The 17,706-nt window shown below is 39.9% G+C and carries 18 protein-coding genes and 1 pseudogene; 8 read left to right on the top strand and 11 right to left on the bottom strand.

Annotated features, from left to right (window positions below; all coding sequences use genetic code 11):
- Positions 1-669 (top strand): EF-Tu/IF-2/RF-3 family GTPase (locus I6F47_RS15760; RefSeq protein WP_269435558.1); only part of this gene is annotated, 669 nt, incomplete at its 5' end.
- Positions 670-1,143: 474 nt separating this feature from the next.
- Here I6F47_RS15760 and I6F47_RS15755 read toward each other — a convergent pair.
- Positions 1,144-2,004 carry a YicC/YloC family endoribonuclease gene (locus I6F47_RS15755; protein WP_002958889.1) on the bottom strand — a complete coding sequence of 287 codons (861 nt, stop codon included), beginning with the start codon at positions 2,002-2,004 and terminating at the stop codon, positions 1,144-1,146.
- Positions 2,005-2,183: 179 nt separating this feature from the next.
- Between I6F47_RS15755 and rph the strand changes: the two genes are divergently transcribed.
- The 4 genes and pseudogenes from rph to I6F47_RS15735 form a co-directional block, all read left to right on the top strand.
- On the top strand, positions 2,184-2,897 hold the full coding sequence (rph, locus tag I6F47_RS15750; RefSeq protein WP_002958890.1) for a ribonuclease PH: 714 nt from the start codon (positions 2,184-2,186) through the stop codon (positions 2,895-2,897).
- Positions 2,898-2,915: 18 nt separating this feature from the next.
- Positions 2,916-3,560 (top strand): orotate phosphoribosyltransferase, encoded by a 645-nt coding sequence (gene pyrE / locus I6F47_RS15745; RefSeq protein ID WP_007583381.1) that lies wholly within the window; start codon positions 2,916-2,918, stop codon positions 3,558-3,560.
- Positions 3,561-3,616: 56 nt separating this feature from the next.
- Complete coding sequence (locus I6F47_RS15740; protein ID WP_197184166.1) at positions 3,617-3,997, top strand: diacylglycerol kinase; 381 nt, start codon at positions 3,617-3,619, stop codon at positions 3,995-3,997.
- Between the two features lie 320 nt (positions 3,998-4,317).
- Positions 4,318-4,437, top strand: a pseudogene (locus I6F47_RS15735) (elongation factor Tu); the annotation flags it as partial.
- Between the two features lie 246 nt (positions 4,438-4,683).
- Here I6F47_RS15735 and I6F47_RS15730 read toward each other — a convergent pair.
- From I6F47_RS15730 to I6F47_RS15710, 5 genes are all read right to left on the bottom strand, one after another.
- Positions 4,684-5,880: a dipeptidase gene (locus I6F47_RS15730; protein WP_197184165.1), complete on the bottom strand. Its 1,197-nt coding sequence runs from the start codon at positions 5,878-5,880 to the stop codon at positions 4,684-4,686.
- A gap of 64 nt (positions 5,881-5,944) precedes the next feature.
- The gene (locus tag I6F47_RS15725) at positions 5,945-6,199 is read right to left on the bottom strand and encodes a YheU family protein (protein ID WP_007582257.1); all 255 of its coding nucleotides are present in this window, start codon (positions 6,197-6,199) and stop codon (positions 5,945-5,947) included.
- The gene (locus tag I6F47_RS15720) at positions 6,196-7,188 is read right to left on the bottom strand and encodes a hydrolase (protein WP_007582255.1); all 993 of its coding nucleotides are present in this window, start codon (positions 7,186-7,188) and stop codon (positions 6,196-6,198) included. Before I6F47_RS15720 ends, I6F47_RS15725 begins: the two co-directional genes overlap by 4 nt.
- An 843-nt stretch (positions 7,189-8,031) precedes the next feature.
- Positions 8,032-8,454: a TIGR02444 family protein gene (locus I6F47_RS15715; protein WP_197184164.1), complete on the bottom strand. Its 423-nt coding sequence runs from the start codon at positions 8,452-8,454 to the stop codon at positions 8,032-8,034.
- Positions 8,438-10,360, bottom strand: coding sequence for an ATP-binding cassette domain-containing protein (locus I6F47_RS15710; RefSeq protein ID WP_197184163.1), 1,923 nt, complete (start codon positions 10,358-10,360; stop codon positions 8,438-8,440). The genes I6F47_RS15715 and I6F47_RS15710 overlap by 17 nt, the downstream gene beginning before the upstream one ends.
- A gap of 132 nt (positions 10,361-10,492) precedes the next feature.
- On the opposite strand from I6F47_RS15710, the gene I6F47_RS15705 reads away from it, so the two are divergent.
- Positions 10,493-10,696, top strand: coding sequence for a YheV family putative zinc ribbon protein (locus I6F47_RS15705; protein ID WP_007378899.1), 204 nt, complete (start codon positions 10,493-10,495; stop codon positions 10,694-10,696).
- Between the two features lie 32 nt (positions 10,697-10,728).
- Here the strand turns inward: I6F47_RS15705 and I6F47_RS15700 are convergent, their stop codons facing one another.
- Together I6F47_RS15700 and I6F47_RS15695 are read right to left on the bottom strand one after the other, a co-directional pair.
- On the bottom strand, positions 10,729-10,944 hold the full coding sequence (locus I6F47_RS15700; RefSeq protein WP_007378900.1) for a SlyX family protein: 216 nt from the start codon (positions 10,942-10,944) through the stop codon (positions 10,729-10,731).
- The gene (locus I6F47_RS15695) at positions 10,931-11,929 is read right to left on the bottom strand and encodes a WD40 repeat domain-containing protein (protein WP_101216799.1); all 999 of its coding nucleotides are present in this window, start codon (positions 11,927-11,929) and stop codon (positions 10,931-10,933) included. Before I6F47_RS15695 ends, I6F47_RS15700 begins: the two co-directional genes overlap by 14 nt.
- A 215-nt stretch (positions 11,930-12,144) precedes the next feature.
- Here I6F47_RS15695 and fkpA point away from each other — a divergent pair, with 215 nt between their 5' ends.
- The gene (fkpA, locus tag I6F47_RS15690; RefSeq protein WP_007582243.1) at positions 12,145-12,891 is read left to right on the top strand and encodes an FKBP-type peptidyl-prolyl cis-trans isomerase; all 747 of its coding nucleotides are present in this window, start codon (positions 12,145-12,147) and stop codon (positions 12,889-12,891) included.
- A gap of 65 nt (positions 12,892-12,956) precedes the next feature.
- Here fkpA and I6F47_RS15685 read toward each other — a convergent pair whose 3' ends face one another.
- Positions 12,957-13,427 (bottom strand): Rsd/AlgQ family anti-sigma factor, encoded by a 471-nt coding sequence (locus tag I6F47_RS15685; RefSeq protein WP_007582240.1) that lies wholly within the window; start codon positions 13,425-13,427, stop codon positions 12,957-12,959.
- Between the two features lie 530 nt (positions 13,428-13,957).
- On the opposite strand from I6F47_RS15685, the gene hemE reads away from it, so the two are divergent.
- Positions 13,958-15,022 carry a uroporphyrinogen decarboxylase gene (gene hemE / locus I6F47_RS15680; RefSeq protein ID WP_002961084.1) on the top strand — a complete coding sequence of 355 codons (1,065 nt, stop codon included), beginning with the start codon at positions 13,958-13,960 and terminating at the stop codon, positions 15,020-15,022.
- Between the two features lie 82 nt (positions 15,023-15,104).
- On the opposite strand, the gene sthA is transcribed toward hemE, so the two are convergent.
- Together sthA and I6F47_RS15670 are read right to left on the bottom strand one after the other, a co-directional pair.
- Positions 15,105-16,535 (bottom strand): Si-specific NAD(P)(+) transhydrogenase, encoded by a 1,431-nt coding sequence (sthA, locus tag I6F47_RS15675; RefSeq protein ID WP_024600008.1) that lies wholly within the window; start codon positions 16,533-16,535, stop codon positions 15,105-15,107.
- 13 nt (positions 16,536-16,548) lie between these two features.
- Positions 16,549-17,682, bottom strand: a complete 1,134-nt coding sequence (locus I6F47_RS15670; protein ID WP_024589509.1) for an acyl-CoA desaturase — start codon at positions 17,680-17,682, stop codon at positions 16,549-16,551.
- Positions 17,683-17,706 lie beyond the last annotated feature (24 nt).

The raw sequence follows: 17,706 nt of genomic DNA, 5'->3' as shown, positions 1-17,706 counted from the left end.
AAGATTGTTGAGCTTGCAAACGCACTTGATACTTACATCCCAGAGCCAGAGCGTGACATCGATAAGCCTTTCATCATGCCTATCGAAGACGTTTTCTCAATCCAGGGTCGTGGTACTGTTGTAACTGGTCGTGTTGAAGCTGGTATCATCCGCATCAATGACGAAGTAGAAATTGTTGGTATCAATGATACAACTCGTTCTACTTGTACTGGTGTTGAAATGTTCCGTAAGCTTCTAGACGAAGGTCGTGCTGGCGAAAACATCGGCGCACTTCTACGTGGTACTAAACGTGAAGACGTTGAACGTGGTCNCGCACTTCTACGTGGTACTAAACGTGAAGACGTTGAACGTGGTCAAGTACTAGCTAAGCCTGGTTCAATCAACCCACATACTACATTCACTTCAGAAGTATACGTACTTTCGAAAGATGAAGGTGGTCGTCATACTCCATTCTTCAAAGGTTACCGTCCACAGTTTTACTTCCGTACAACTGACGTAACAGGTGACGTACAGTTACCAGATGGCGTGGAAATGGTAATGCCTGGTGATAACATCAAGATGACAGTAACTCTAATCGCACCAATCGCGATGGATGAAGGTCTTCGTTTTGCTATCCGTGAAGGTGGTCGTACTGTAGGTGCTGGTGTTGTAGCAACTATCGTAGCGTAATTATTAGCCTAGCTAATTGTTACCAAAAAGCCCGAGCTTAGTCTCGGGCTTTTTAATGTCTAGAATAAAGTGTCATATGAAGGTGGCGCTCTTACTTTATGCGTAGGTGCGTTGTAGTAACGTTCAAAGCGTAATTATTAGCCTAGCTAATTGTTACCAAAAAGCCCGAGCTTAGTCTCGGGCTTTTTAATGTCTAGAATAAAGTGTCATATGAAGGTGGCGCTCTTACTTTAGGCGTAGGTGCGTTGTAGTAACGTTCAAAGCGTAATTTTTAGCCTAGCTAATTGTTACCAAAAAGCCCGAGCTTAGTCTCGGGCTTTTTAATGACTAAAATAAAGAGTGATTTGAAGGTGAGAATCTCACATTAGACGAAGATGCTTGGTAACAACATGCAAAATATTATTGGTATTAATAAAAAACCCGAGCCTAGCCCGGGTTTCGATAAGTTATGAATATGCCATAATTGGCTGAAAACTATTCAATATTTTGGATCTGTTCTCTCATTTGTTCAATCAACACTTTTAACTCTACAGCGGCAGTAGTGATGTCACTATTGATAGACTTAGATGCTAGCGTGTTAGCTTCACGATTAAATTCTTGCATCATAAAATCTAGGCGGCGGCCGCATGCGCCACCTTTTTTAAGGATTTTTTTAGTTTCTTTAACGTGAGACTTTAAACGATCTAATTCTTCAGCTACATCTTGTTTTTGAGCAAGATAAATAAGTTCTTGTTCAAGGCGCGACTCGTCAATGTTTGCTGTTAAGTCTTCTAGCTTTTGAGCCAGTTTTTCACGTTGCCACTTAGCAATCTCAGGCATGTGCGTTTCTACAATTTCTACTTGCTCTAAAATCGCATCAAGGCGGATTGCTATCATTTCTTCAAGGTTTGCACCTTCATCGCCACGAGCTGATTTAAAATCTTCGATTACTTGATCAAGACCAGCAATTAGTGCTGTATTAACGCTATCCATATCAAGTTCTTCAGCTTCCATAACACCAGGCCAACGTAATATATCAACAGGATTAATGTCGCCATTACTTTGCTGTTGAACCCATTTCGCGCTATTTATAAGTTGCTCAGCAAGGGCTTGGTTAATTGATAGCTCACCAACATGGGCAGGATTTGCTACAAACTTTAAAAAAACCTCAACTTTACCGCGTTGTAAGTGTTTGCGTAAACGCTCACGAATAACTGGCTCCATGCCACGAAATTGCTCTGGTGCGCGAATAAATGTTTCAAGGTAACGCTGGTTCACTGAACGAACTTCCCAAGTGCCAGTTCCCCAATCGCCTTTTATTTCGCGACGCGCATAAGCTGTCATACTGTGGATCATGGATATTTTCCTAAATTTATAAATACAATATTACGATGATTATACCGTAACACCGCTTAAGCTCTAGGGAAAATTTAATACACTGAATATTTTGCATACAGCTATTTATTTAAATCAGCATGGTATCTATACCCACATACACTTATAATGTCGCAAATTCTGAATTAAGGGGATCGTCAATGCGTCCAAGCGAAAGAACACCTAACCAAATTAGACCTGTTACATTTACACGTAATTATACTTTGCATGCTGAAGGCTCAGTACTTGTTGAGTTTGGTAACACCAAAGTACTTTGTACAGCTACTGTCGAATCGGGCGTTCCTCGTTTCATGAAAGGTCAGGGTAAAGGTTGGATCAATGCTGAATACGGTATGTTACCGCGAGCAACGCATACGCGTAATGCTCGAGAAGCTGCACGTGGTAAGCAGGGCGGTCGTACTATGGAAATTCAACGTTTAATTGCACGTGCACTTCGTGCTGCTGTTGATTTAAAAGCACTTGGCGAAAACACAATCACTATCGACTGTGATGTAATTCAAGCAGATGGCGGTACACGTACTGCTTCTATAAGTGGTGCATGTGTTGCACTTGTTGATGCGCTAACGCATATGCGTGCCAAGGGTATGATTAATTCAAACCCACTTAAACATATGATTGCGGCTATTTCAGTAGGTATATACAAAGGCCAAGCAATTAGCGATTTAGAATATATTGAAGATTCAGCAGCAGAAACTGATATGAATGTAATTTTAACCGAAACAGGTAAAATTATAGAAATTCAAGGTACAGCCGAAGGCGAACCTTTCTCGTTTGATGAGCTAGATGAGTTACTTACTTTAGCTAAACATTCTATTCGTGAAATCATTGACGTACAAAAGCAAGCATTAGCATAAATAGGTAGGCCACTAGATATGAAAGATTATCAAAAAGAGTTTATAGAATTTGCTCTAGAGAAGCAGGTATTAAAATTTGGTGAGTTTACTTTAAAGTCTGGGCGCATAAGTCCTTACTTTTTTAATGCCGGTTTGTTTAATACAGGTCGTGACTTAGCACGTTTAGGTCGTTTTTATGCATCAGCACTAGAAGATTCAGCGATAGAGTACGATGTACTATTTGGCCCCGCGTATAAGGGTATCCCAATCGCGACAACGACGGCAGTTGCATTAGCAGATCACCATGATAAAGATGTACCGTACTGTTTTAACCGTAAAGAGAAAAAAGCACACGGTGAAGGTGGTACATTAGTAGGCTCAGAACTCAATGGCAAAATAATGCTAGTTGATGATGTAATTACCGCAGGTACCGCTATTCGTGAGTCCATGGAAATTATTGCACAAAATGGTGCAGACCTTAGTGGTGTTTTAATTGCATTAGATCGCCAAGAAAAAGGTAAAGCCGAGTTATCAGCTATTCAAGAAGTTGAACGCGACTTTAATACCAAAGTAATCTCTATTGTAAAATTAGCAGACCTTATTAGTTACCTTGAAAACCAAGGGACGATGGGCGAGCATTTAGCCTCAGTTAAAGCTTACCGTGATCAATACGGCGTAGCATAAATAAAAAGCCTCGCAGTGCGGGGCTTTATTTTGACCTTCATTCATAGAGTTTATTAATGAAAGATTTATTAAAACCAAATGGCTTAGGCCTCAAACGCGTTTTCAAAGCAACCTATTGCTCCTATCTTGGCTTTAAAGCAGCATTTAAAGAAGAAGCTGCATTTAGACAAGAGCTATTACTAAGCCTTATATTATTCCCCACTTCATTTTGGCTTGCTTCATCATTATTACACTGGGCAATACTAATTAGCTCACTGCTTATTATTCTAATAGTTGAATTGCTAAACTCTGCCATTGAAGCATTAACAGATCGAGTAAGTACAGAATTGCATGTATTGTCAGGTAGAGCCAAAGATATGGGATCTGCAGCCGTAACACTTTCATTAACGATCGTATTGATCATATGGGGTGTAAGTCTTTATATGAAGATCGTTTAAGCTCACTTTTAATATTTGTGAAGTTTAAACACCTTTAGTTGTTAATAATTTGCTAGTTATGTTGTGTTTTTAACGTGTTTAGCTCAAATACTCAGCGAACAGCACATTATTTCAAGTTTTCTTCAAAAAAGGGTTGATCTGTTTTCGGATCTCCCTATAATGCGACCCCACTGAGACGGGAAACGCCAACGCATAGCGAGGCACGAACAACTCAGGGTGTTAAGTAAAACTTAGTTTGAATCTTTTTAGAAAGTTTAAATTTAAGTGTTGACAAAAAAATAGGAAAGCGTAATATGCGCAGCCCTAGCGAGATAAATNATAACATCAAGATGACAGTAACTCTAATCGCACCAATCGCGATGGATGAAGGTCTTCGTTTTGCTATCCGTGAAGGTGGTCGTACTGTAGGTGCTGGTGTTGTAGCAACTATCGTAGCGTAACAATTAACGTTAAAGTTAATTGTTAGAAAAAGGTCACTCAGGTGGCCTTTTTTAATGCCTGAAGAAAAGTGATTTGCTCCTAGGTATAGCTTTATTGCCGTAGCTTGGGTTGAGTTTTACGAAACCCGAGGAAAAAGGTTGCTGAAAATAACTGAGCTCTTAGATATAAAAAAAGCACGGCTAGGCCGTGCTTATATTGAGTTAGCTCTTGGGCTTTTAGCCAATTACTAATATATGATAAAAGCTTTAATGCTTTTTCGCATACTCTTCAGCTTGTTTTAAAACTCTTAATAAATTACCGCTAAGAATCTTTTTAATATCTTTGTCGCTGTAATCTCTGTCCATTAAACCTTGAACAAGATTAGGGTAGCTAGATACATCTTTTAAACCGATAGGTAACGAGTCACCAACTCCGTCATAATCAGAGCCAATACCTACATAATCAATACCAATTAGCTCAACTACGTGATCAATATGATCAAGTACTTGCTCAAGGCTTGCAAATGGGTATGGGTTTTTAGCACGGTATGCAGCATCAAAATCTTTGCTTAATTTAGTGCCGTCTTTTTTAACTGACTCTTTTGTGCTTTTTAACTGCTTGCCCCAACTGCCTGCTTTAGCGGTAACAAAACTTGAGCCAAAGTTAATTTGAATAACGCCGCCATTTTCTTTAAGTGCCAATAGCATATCGTCATTCATATTACGCTCAAAGCCAGGCGTGTATTTACGAAGTGATGAATGTGAGGCAATTACGGGTGTTTTAGATAGATCCATAACCTGATAAAACGCATCATCAGAAATATGCGATACATCGATTAGCATACCAATATTATTCATTTCAGTGACAAGCTCTTTACCAAATGGGCTTAAGCCTTTCCATTTACGGCGTATATCGTAAGACGAATCCGAAATATGGTTGCTTTGCGAGTGCGCTAGCGTAATGTAGCGAATGCCACGGTCGTAAAAGTGCTGAAGGTTTTTCATATCCCCTTCAATAGGAGAGCCGTTTTCCATACCCATGGCTATAGAAAGCTTACCTTGTTTAAATTGCTCTTCTATCTCAGTGCTTGAGCTAGCAATAGCAAACTTATCGGGTGCGCGCTGGGCTATGGCTTCCATACTATCAATCATTTGATTGGCTAGCTGGTAGCTTTTTCCTTTACCTTCAAATTCCAAATGCGCAGGAATATAAATCGACATAAATGGGGCATTTAAACCGCCTTTTACAGCGCGAGGGTAGTCAAAATCGCCATCAGTTGTCGCTTTAGTTACATCAACCCAGCTTTCGTGAATTCGATAAGGTACGTCGATATGGGTATCAATTAAAATGGTGTCTTTAGCGAGTTTAATTGCCTTGTCAGATGCTGTTATTGTTTGTTCTGCTTGGGCTTGGCTAGTTAAAGCTAGTGATATGGCTACCACTAGAGTGCTGAGTTTTATCATGTTTTGGCTCTTTGGGTAAAAAGCCATTGTGTACGTTCAATTCAAAAGTTACAAGTACTACACCTTAATCAAACGCCTCTGCTTGATGCTCTTCACTTTGCAGCGCTTTAAATTCGCCCTTAGAAATAATAGTAACTGACTCATGTAATTCAGAGAAAAACACCATTGCTTCGCCATTTTTAAGCTGTAGCTTAACTTGGTTAACTTTAGATTCGATGCTTGCTTCTACTTCGCCATAATCGGTGCCTTCGCGCAGTACATAGCTTTCTATTAGGTTGTATAGTGTATCTTTATCGAGTTGTTCAAAAGGGATAATCATAATTGCTCTTTGTTTGCGTTGCCTAAAACATGTTGCCCAAAATAGCATGGCACGGCTTTCTCTAACCAAAATATAGGCTTAAACGGATTTTTACCGCTAATAAAACCAACGTGTCCGCCTTTGTCAGAGATGCGCAGCGTAACATGCTCACTTACGTCTTGCCTACTTGGTACAGCCTTAATTGAGAGCATTGGGTCGTCTTTGGCATGAATAATAAGTGTAGGTATAGCGATATCTTTTAAGTACGGCATTGCACTGGCTTTGCGATAGTAATCATGTGCGTTTTCAAAACCATGCAGAGGGGCTGTTAACTGATTATCAAACTCTAATAAATCGTCAATTTTCATTAACTGTTTTGGTGTTAGTGAAATTTGCTGCTTAATTTGTGGCAGCTTTCGCTGCATTGATTTTTTCATGCGATCGAGCAGATATTTTTGGTAAATTTTACCTAAGCTTTTACGAATAACATCGCTTGATGACGACAAATCATAAGGAGCAGATACCACCGCTGCAGCACTTAGTGGGCATGCTTGTGATTGTTCACCTAAGTATTTGGCCAGTACGTTACCGCCTAACGAAAAACCTACAGCGACCATAGTGCGCTCAGGAAATTGCAGCTTTAAGTGATTTATAAAAAAGGCTAAATCGGCGGTGTCACCGCTGTGATAAGCGCGAGGTAGGCGATTGACTTCAGTTGAGCAATTTCTAAAGTGCATAAGCACAACTGCATAACCTTGCTTTTTTAACGCCTTCATCATGCCTTTGGCATAAAAGCTATTTATATTGCCCTCAAGGCCATGTAAAACAACGGCAAGTGGAGCGGTTTCGTTATGTGGAAGTGACCATGCGAGCTCAATAAAGTCACCATCAGGTGTATCAAGTTGCTCAAGTTCGTAGCGAGTGTGGTGAAATGGGCGGAAAAAACGCGGCATTATGGTTTGAACGTGACGATTGGTCATCCACCATGCTGGTTTGAACTGAGAGATCATGTTTGTACTACGCACTTTGTATTAAACGAAAAGCTAGTGTACCAAATTTTTCGCTTCAGAAAATAAAAAGCGCCTAACTAGTAAACTAATAAGGCGCTTTAGTGCGTCGTGCTTAATTTTGTTCGGGGATTTCTGCATCATGTATTTTTTTCAAAAAGAAAAAAGCAAAAAATATACACAAAGAAACAACGATGGTTAAAAACCCAAAAGACATAAATAAAACTGGATCTGTAAAAAAGTCTCTAAAGAATACGTTCATGAGTTGTTCCCCTCGTTGTTGATGGGTTAATCATAGGTGGTGTTTGCAGGTCGCAACGTGATCGAGATCAAGTTATTTACATAAGCAGATATAGGGGTGAAGCTAAGTTGATTTAGATCATGCTTTAAAGGCTACTAAGTTATTACCACTGAGAGCTAAGAGAGTTTTTCACTTTACCTAAAAGCGTAGCGCTTTAAACTTTTTTGAGTAAACCACTTAAAGATTTTTTGCACAAAGAGAAAAGAATGAGAAGTAAATGAGGGTAGAGCAACAAACTGCTCAATATTTATATCTAAGTAATTTAGTTTGTTTTCCTCTAAAAGCGAAGCGCCTCTTAACCTCTTTGTGAGTAAATTACTTAAAGGTCTTTGCGCAAAAAGAAGAAAAAGAGAAGAAAATTAGGGCAGGGTAATAAAATGCTGAGCTAAACAACCGCTCAATATTTATATTTTTATCTAAGTAATCTAGTTTGTTTTCCTCTAAAAGCGAAGCGCCTCTTAACCTCTTTGTGAATAAATTACTTAAAGGTTTTTTGCACAAAGAAAATAGAACGAGCAGTGAAGGAGGGTATAAAAAGTCGCAGCCTAAGTGGCTTTCATATACAGCTCAATATTGTTTGGTTCTGCATGTTGGATTAATTCAAACTCATTTACTGCTTCAATCAACATATGTTGCTGTTGTTTTTCAAGCTTTAGCTCAGTGCTTAGTAACTCTGCGCGTATTGTGGCGTAATCACTTATCGTATTCTGGTTAGCTTTTAAATATCTACGGGCAGCGCGCAGAGGTTGTAATGCGTGAGTATCAAACTCACTAATTGCGTCTATTAACTCATTTAACTGTTGGGTATTAATACTTAAATTTAATGAGTCTAAATAAAGTAGCAATAAGCATAAATTAACGTTTTTTCCTTGCTGGTTTTGTAGTGCCAGCAAGGTTGTTTGTTGATCAGGCTTTGCGTACAAGGTGCACGCAAACTGCCAAAAATGGTCGCTATTGAGCAAGTTCATCGGCGAATACCTGCTCTTTTTCTTCCATTTCTTCAAGTGCCATAAGTAGCTCTTCTTCAACGTCGTTAAGTTTAGGCGTAAGGGTTGCTTGCTTGGCTAATAACTCTTTAAGCTTGGCTTTGTTGTCGTCGTTGTACAGTTCGTTATCACCTAAGGTCACTTCAACTTCACTTAATTCGGCGGTAAATTTATCGAGTTGCTTTTCAAGCTTTTCAATTTGCTTTTTAAGTGGCTGAGTGGCTTTTCTAAACTCAGCCTCTAAACGCTTTTGTTCCTTACGGTTAACACCTGGGTTTGCTTTAGGCTCGTCGGTTTGCTGCGCTTTAACCGCTTCTTTATTCGCGTTAAGTAACCATTGATAATACGCATCTAAGTCGTAACCAAACTGGGTTACTTTGCCGTCATCTACTAAGTAAAACTCATCGGCAGTATTTTTAAGCATATGGCGATCATGCGAAACGGTAACCATAGCGCCTTCAAAGCCTTGTAGTGCCATAACAAGTGCATGGCGCATCTCTAAATCAAGGTGGTTGGTTGGCTCATCCAGTAATAATAAGTTTGGCTTTTGATATACCAACATGGCAAGTACTAAACGTGCTTTTTCGCCGCCCGAAAACGGGGCTACAGGCTCAAGTGCTTTATCGCCAATGAAGGCAAAACCACCTAAAAAGTCACGTAGTGATTGCTCAGTGGCTTTTGGGTCTAGTCGTTGTATATGCGTTATTGCACTGGCTTTTAAATCAAGAGATTCCAGCTGATGCTGCGCAAAGTAACCAATATTTAATCCGTGATGCTGAATAACTTCGCCCGCTTGCGGCTCTAAATCACCTGAAAGCAGTTTAATTAACGTTGATTTACCCGCGCCATTTCGACCAAGTAAAGCAATTCGGCTACCTGGTACAAGGTTTAGCTCTATATTATTTAAAATAGTGACGTCACCATAACCCGCTTTAGCTTTATCTATTGTCATTAGTGGGTTTGGTAATGCTTTTGGCTCTGCAAACTCAAAGTTAAATGGCGAGTCGGCATGTGCCGGTGCTAGTTTTTCCATGCGTTCCAGTGCTTTTACACGGCTTTGTGCTTGTTTAGCTTTACTGGCTTTTGCTTTAAAGCGCGTTATAAATTGCTCTAAGTGTGCAATTTGATCTTGCTGCTTATCAAACATTGCTTGTTGTTGTAGTAAACGCTCTGCTTTTTGGCGTTCAAACTGCGAGTAGTTACCTTTGTACACGTTGATAAGTTGTTTATCTACGTGCCAAATTTGGTCAACCACCGCATCTAAAAACTCACGGTCATGCGATATAAGTACAAGGGTGCCGGTATAAGCACGTAAAAAGCGTTCAAGCCAATAAACGGCATCTAAATCAAGGTGGTTTGTTGGCTCATCGAGTAATAGTAAATCGGCGTCGCGTATTAATGCTTGGGCAAGGTTTAAACGCATACGCCAACCACCCGAAAACGAGCTGACAGGGTTTTCTATAAGGTTATTGGCAAAGCCTAAGCCGTGTAATAGCTCACCGGCGGTTGATTCAATGCTGTAGCCTTTAATGTTTTCAAGCTGAATATGTACTTTGGCTTGTGTGTCGCCATCGTTGTTTTTTTCGGCCTCACGCAGTGCTATGCGCATTGCGTAGTATTCTGGGTGGCCTTGAAGTACATAATCAATCGCGCTTATTTCAAGTGCAGGTGTCTCTTGCTTAACAGAGGCAATAGACCAATCTTTTGGAATGCTGCAGTTACCGGCATCTAGTTGTAGTTCTGATTTTAGTAAACCAAATAACGTTGATTTTCCACAGCCATTAGCGCCAACAAGGCCTACTTTGTGTTCTGGGAATAATGTAGCTGATGCGTTTTTTAATAAGGCTTTACCGCCACGAAGTAGTTCTATTTCTGAGATTTGGATCATGAATGCGTTACTTTGCTGTGCCCTTGTTAAGTTGGCGCTATCATAACATAGAACTTAATGCTCTTATCAAGCGTATCAACAAGTGAAGTTATACGATAAAATGACAGCAGTTCAAACCACAGGAAAAATGTTGTGAGACAAAAGAAGCGATTTATTGCTGGTGCATCGTGCCCTGACTGCAAAGCCATGGATACTATGATGCTATACAGAGAACATGATGTTGAAAAAGTAGAGTGTGTTGAGTGTGGTCATAAAATGGCGCAACCCGATAACGCTGTTCAGGCGTCTACTCGCCAATTTGAACAAGTAATTGGTGTATTTAAACCGGGCGACTAACCCGGTTTTTTATTGCCTAATTTTTACCGGTTTTAGTAATGCGGTGGAGGCGGCTCAGGTGCTTCAGACATCATAGACGATGATGACTGCGACTCTTTAATTTTTTCTGCTAGCAGCTCAGTTTGGCGTTTCATTTTTGCTAAAAGTTGCTGGTGCACTTTTATTTCATCATTTAAGACTTCAATCGTTTCGTCTTGAAAAGCCACTTTAGCTTCAAGTTCCATTAAGCGATGTTCAATTGTGTTCATTATTCTCTCGTATAATAAATCGCTCTGCGATACCGCTGGAGCTTTCGGTTAACAACGACTTACCGTTATCTGTAAATGTCACATCTAGCACCACCGCCGATTTAGGCTTACTGCCTTCGCGCGGGGTAACCTGCCAAGTTTGAATCTTTTCACCGCTTGGTATTTGCCACAAATCTACGCGCTTATTTGGCGAGCCGGTTGCAAGCAAAGTGCCTTGTTCGTTAAAGCGCACAGCAGTAAAAATTTTCTGACGCGCAATATACTTCAGTTTACTTACAAGATCACCTGTAGTCAGCTTCCATACATTTGCTTGTGCCATACTGTCGGCCGTAAACGCATAGCGACCTTGTGGATCGAGCGTCACTTGGGTAACACGCGTTGGGTGATTAAAACGATGAATTACTTGCCCTGTACGTGTATCCCAAAAGTAAGCAACATAATCGTTAGAACCACTTAAGGCGTAGCGTCCGTTAGGTGATAGGTCAACGGTGTTAACTTTATCTTGATGACCTAAAAACTCAATACGACGTCCGGTTTCTAGGTTTACAAATACGACAACGCCGTCGCTACGGCCGTATAAAACACTACGGCCTTGATTGCTAATAGCAATATCGCGAATACTGGCTTTTTGTATTTTGTAATAACCTTTATTTTTGCCTGTGGCTATATCCCACACAGCAAACGTGGTTTTTTCGGCGGTAACAGCCACGCTGTTATCAAAAGCAATAGCAACGGCGTATACCAAACTGTCTTGATCTTGCTGCTGAAACCATTGGTATTTTAGTACCTGCTGTTGATTATCCCACAGGGCGACCCCATGGTTGATAGAGGAGATCAAACTGTATTTACCATCGTTTGAAACTGTTGATGAAAACGCACCTTGTGCAGCATGTTCGTAACTTGCTACAGCGTGTTGTTTTTTATCGGTACAGGCGATGGCTAAAAAACAGCTAAATACGATTAAAAAAGTACGAAATATCGACATATTACAGGTATTTCCCCTTAACTCTTAGTGACTGAGAGGTTAGACTAGGACGCGTTAAATGCCTAGGTTGTTTGTCTAATCACTGGATATGTTTTTAGTTTAGCTAACAATGTGGAATTTAGTCATTAAACAAGCAGCCTATCATGTGGGCCGTTAATCTTTAACTAGTAATAATACATTAAAATGACAACTGCAAAGTGTGTCGGAGATTTAAAATGAAAAAGACGATTAGATTGTCATTGATTGCAGCGTCAGTTTTAGCGCTTACAGCTTGTAATCAAGAAGCAAAAAAAGAACAAGCTGAAGTTAAATTAGACACTGTAGAACAGCAACAAGCATACGGTATTGGTGCATCTGTAGGTAACTTTTTAAATAAAGACCTAGCAGACAAAACAGAAATTGGTATTGAGCTAGACCAAGCACTTCTAATCCGTGGTTTTGAAGATGCACTTGCTGGTAATGCAAAAATTGACGAAGAAAAAATTCGCGAAGTATTAACTGAACTAGATACATCAGTACGTACTAAGCAAGAAGAAAAAGCAAAAGTAGAGTCTGAAAAAAGCAAAGAAGCGGGTGTTAAATACCTAGCTGACAACGCTAAAAAAGAAGGCGTTACAGTAACTGAGTCTGGCCTGCAGTATGAAGTACTTAGCGAAGGCGATGGCGAAAAGCCAGTAGCAACAGACGTAGTTAAAGTACACTACAAAGGTACTTTATTAGACGGTACTGAGTTTGATAGCTCATATGCACGTAACGAACCTACAACTTTCCCTCTTAACCGCGTAATTGCTGGTTGGACTGAAGGTTTACAACTTATGTCAGTGGGTTCTAAGTACAAGTTCACTATTCCTTCAGAACTTGCTTACGGCGACCGTGACTTAGGTAAGATTCCAGCTAATTCAACACTTGTATTTGAAGTTGAATTACTTGAAATTCAAAATGAAGAAGCACCAGCACAATAATAAGTTTATTGTGTAAATGCAAAAAGGGACCTTAGGTCCCTTTTTTAATATGCGTAAATAACATATTAGTTTGCGTGATTAGAAAACAAGTTATCAATAAGCTCATCTTCAAGTGCAAAGCGTGCTTCTAATGCCTCACCAATAACAGACAAGTCATCATCAAAACCCTTTAACAAGTCTTCTTTGTCTACTTCAGCGTACTTATCATTAAAATCTAACGCTATGTCGGTTGTACTGGAAATACGCGGGTAAATAGAGTTTGCAAGCTCTTGGCTCTGTAAGCCCTTTTTTTCACATGCTTTTGCTATATCGTCATACACTTCAAAATGGCCCGCAGATAGGTAATCCATTAAAAGTTGGCAAAATGATTCGATTAGTTTTGGCTCTGGCAATGCTTGATCTTGTTTTTCGTACGGCGTAAAACCTGCAATTTTGCAATAAAGTACAATAAGGTCTTGGCGTTCGTTTAGCCATTTATCAATTACTGTGTGGCTACCACCCCATTTTTGTTGAGCTTTTTCTACACGCGTCAGCATAACTGTTCTCCTAGCTGGGTTGGTCTTTCAATTAGAATATAATAAGTTTATGTACATCAAGATATATTTAATTTGCGAGTATATCAACAAGTAAAGTTGAGCTACTTTGAGGGGTGTACCTTTTTATATAATCTAAGGCGAGGGATTTTATTTTAGGCAAGAAAAAACCACCAGTTACGGTGGTCTAATTTCTTTCATTGACTTGTTATAACAAGCTTTCTTATTTTTATGAGATGATTTTTATTGTTATTATTTTAAAACATTTATTTTTATTGTTTTAAGATTTTTATTATTGTTTTTGTTAACGCGGGACAAACAATAACAAGGTTTTTGTGATGTTGCAAACATATTAATAAAAAGTTTTAAATGTTATTCTTTTTTGCTTGTTTTATAGTCAAAATGGATTAAAGCACGCCATTATATTGATCTGCCTCTAGGTAAAGCTGTTTTCGTCCCTAAGCAATAGAGGGTCGGAGAATATGGTGGTACAATCTTGCACAATTTATACAAGTCTTAGGATCATTTACGCCATGAGCGAATTAAAAAACGACCGTTATTTACGTGCACTTGCAAAACAACCTGTTGATGTAACTCCGGTATGGATGATGCGCCAAGCAGGACGCTATTTACCAGAGTATCGCGCTACACGTGCACAAGCGGGCGATTTTATGAGCCTGTGCCGTAATGCTGAGCTTGCATGTGAAGTAACACTGCAGCCATTACGTCGCTACCCGTTAGATGCCGCTATATTATTTAGTGATATTTTAACGATTCCAGATGCGATGGGTTTAGGTCTTTACTTTGAAACTGGCGAAGGCCCTAAGTTTGAACGTCCTATTTCATCACTTGCTGATGTTAAAAAAATTCCAAAGTTAGATCCTACAGACGAGCTTGGCTACGTAATGAACGCAGTAAGCACTATTCGTCGTGAACTTAAAGGTGAAGTACCGCTTATTGGTTTTTCTGGTTCACCTTGGACGCTAGCAACTTATATGGTTGAAGGCGGTAGCAGCAAAGTATTTGGTAAAATTAAAAAAATGGCGTTTGCAGAGCCGCAAACACTTCATTTATTACTAGATAAGTTAGCTGATTCAGTAATCGATTACTTAAATGCTCAAATTAAAGCTGGCGCGCAATCGCTAATGGTATTTGACTCATGGGGTGGTGTATTAAGCCCGCGCGATTACAACGAATTTTCACTGCAATATATGCATAAAATTGTAGATGGCTTAATTCGTGAATACGATGGTCGTAAAGTACCGGTTACTTTGTTCACCAAAAATGGTGGTCAATGGATTGAAGCAATAGCAGCAACAGGTTGTGATGCAATTGGTCTTGATTGGACTATTAATATTAGCGACGCTAAACGCCGTGTGGGTGATAAAGTTGCTTTACAAGGTAATATGGACCCATCTATGTTACATGGTACACCAGAGCGTATTCGCCAAGAAGTAGGCACTATTTTAGAAGACTTTGGTACGGGCAATGGTCACGTGTTTAACTTAGGTCACGGTATTACACCGGATGTAGACCCTGAAAATGCCGGAGTATTCATTAATGCAGTACATGAGCTAAGTGCTAAGTACCATAAGTAATAGCGACTTAAACAAGCTTTAAAACTGTTTAAAAGTAAAAAACCCGCTAAGTTGCGGGTTTTTTTACTTTATCCAAATACAATTATTTAAATAAGCGATTTAAACCATTTAATGCCGCAACACGGTAGGCTTCAGCCATGGTTGGGTAGTTAAATGTGGTATTTACAAAGTAGTCGATATTATTGCCACCATTTTTTTGTTCCATAATGGCTTGGCCAATGTGAACAATTTCAGATGCACGCTCGCCAAAACAATGTACGCCAAGTACTTCTTTGGTTTCAGTGTGGAATAATATTTTTAAACTACCTACTTCAGTACCAGCAATTTGCGCGCGAGCCAAATGCTTAAACTGAGCACGGCCAACTTCATACGGTACTTTAGCGGCTGTAAGTTCTTGCTCTGTTTTACCTACTGAGCTCATTTCTGGGATGGTATAAATACCGGCCGGAATATCAACAATCAGGCGGTCGTCACAGTTACCACACGCAATTGCATCAGCAGCTATACGACCTTGGTCAAACGCAGCACTAGCAAGGCTTGGGTAGCCAATTACATCACCTACAGCGTAAACGTTATCAACTTCTGTTTGATATGTTTCGTTAACTTTTAATTGGCCACGGCTATCGGCTTTTAAACCAATGGCTTCAAGGTTTAATGTATCTGTATTACCAGTACGGCCATTAGCAAATAAAATACAGTCAGCTTTTACGCGTTTGCCTGATTTTAAATGCATAATAACGCAGTCGTCACGTGTTTCTATTCTGTCAAACTCTTCGTTATGACGAATAACAATACCGCTGTTCCAAAAGTGGTAGCTAAGCGCGTCAGATATTTCAGCATCCATAAAAGCAAGTAAACGGTCGCGTGTATTAACCAAATCAACTTTAGCGCCTAAACCTTTAAATATAGAAGCATACTCACAACCAATTACACCTGCGCCGTATATAAGTACGCGGTGAGGGTCGTGCTTAAGGCCAAGTATTGTATCACTTTCGTAAATACGAGAATGCGTAAAATCGACTTCTGGTGGGCGATAAGGGCGTGAACCCGTTGCTATAACAATCGTTTTAGCAGTTAGTCGCTCGGTTGAGCCGTCATTTCTTTTTACTTCAATCGTGTGCTTATCTACAAAGCTCGCATCACCTTGAAACATATGAATGCGGTTACGGTCGTAAAAACTACTACGTAAATTAGATTGCTTAGAAATAACCGAACTGGCGTGACGTAAAATATCAGGAAAAGTTAAGCGGCTAGGGCGCTCACCAATATTAAATAACGGGTTTGCTTTGTATTCAATATAGCGGCTAACCGAATGACGAAGAGCTTTTGAAGGGATAGTTCCCCAATGTACACAACCGCCACCAACAGCTTCTTGGCGTTCAATAACCGCTACTTTTTTGTCGTTTTTTGAAAGGTTCATGGCGGTACCTTCACCGCCAGGACCCGTGCCAATAATTATTGCATCATATTGGTATGTCACGGGTACTTTTTTTTGTTCTGGTTGTTTGGCCACAGCCACTCCTAAATTAATTAAAAGAGGCTTTTAATAACCTCGCATTAAGTGCTAGCCATGCCTGTTTTTGATTTTCCCAGGCGGCTTCCAACTCATGGTATTGTGCCATTAATGCTGAGCGTTCACACTGCTTTGCCATGTTATTTTTTTTAACTTCTAACACTTGTTTTTGTAGTGAACAATAATTTTGCAGTTTTTTCAGCAGTAAATCGTACTCTTGTTGTAATAATGTAATCTTATCTTGTGCTAAAGGCAATTTTGCAAGACGCGTTTGCGTTTTGCTCATTAGTGTTTCGGCCTTTGCTTTTTCGATACGTTCAACAGGTGTACGCTTCAATTTATTAGCTAAACCAACAGCTGCTAAAGAGCGGATCATCCATTTTGTTGGATCGTAATGAAACCATTTAATACCGTTACGGTAGTCGCTTGCAAAAATATGGTGGAAGTTGTGATACCCCTCACCGTATGTAAATAACGCTAAAAAGCCGTTATCGCGTGCCGTATTTTTTTCGGTGTATGGGCGAGAGCCCCAAATATGTGCAACCGAATTTATAAAAAAGGTAAAGTGTTGGCTTAGTACTAAGCGTAGTAAACCTGCAAGAATTAACATACCCCACACATCACCAACTAATAAACCAAGTGCAAGAGGCAAACCTACGTTCATAGCAATAGCTAGTTTTAAGTAGTGCTTATGTTGCCACATAACGACTTTATTTCGTTGTAAATCACGACAATTACTATAGTCGTTGTAGCTATCGCCTTGGTAGTCACGTAACATCCAGCCGATATGGCTATACCAAAAACCATTGGTAGCCGCGTAAGGGTCTTTTATTGGGTCGTCAACTTGACCGTGATGTATACGGTGATCGCTACTCCAATGCAAAGCACTGTTTTGTAGTGCAAAAGCACCGCCAAGCGCAAAAATAAATTCAACAGCAGGGTGTGCGTTATAGGTTTTATGTGCCCATAATCGATGGTAGCCAGCAGTAATTGATAAGCCTGCATAAAACATGCAGCCAACAAAAGCAATCCAATGCGCGCTGGTAAATCCGTAGCTAATGGCGTACCAAGGTACAAGTGTGGCAGCCGCCAAAAAGGTTAGGCTAAAAAATAGGACGTTTGTCCAAATAATCGGTGGTTTATTCATAATTCTCAATCTCAGCGTACAACT

The organism is Pseudoalteromonas sp. NZS37, from assembly GCF_015864265.1.
Taxonomy (GTDB): domain Bacteria; phylum Pseudomonadota; class Gammaproteobacteria; order Enterobacterales; family Alteromonadaceae; genus Pseudoalteromonas; species Pseudoalteromonas arctica.
Note: the sequence above shows the minus strand (reverse complement) of the source record. Positions and strands in the feature narration are given on the sequence as shown.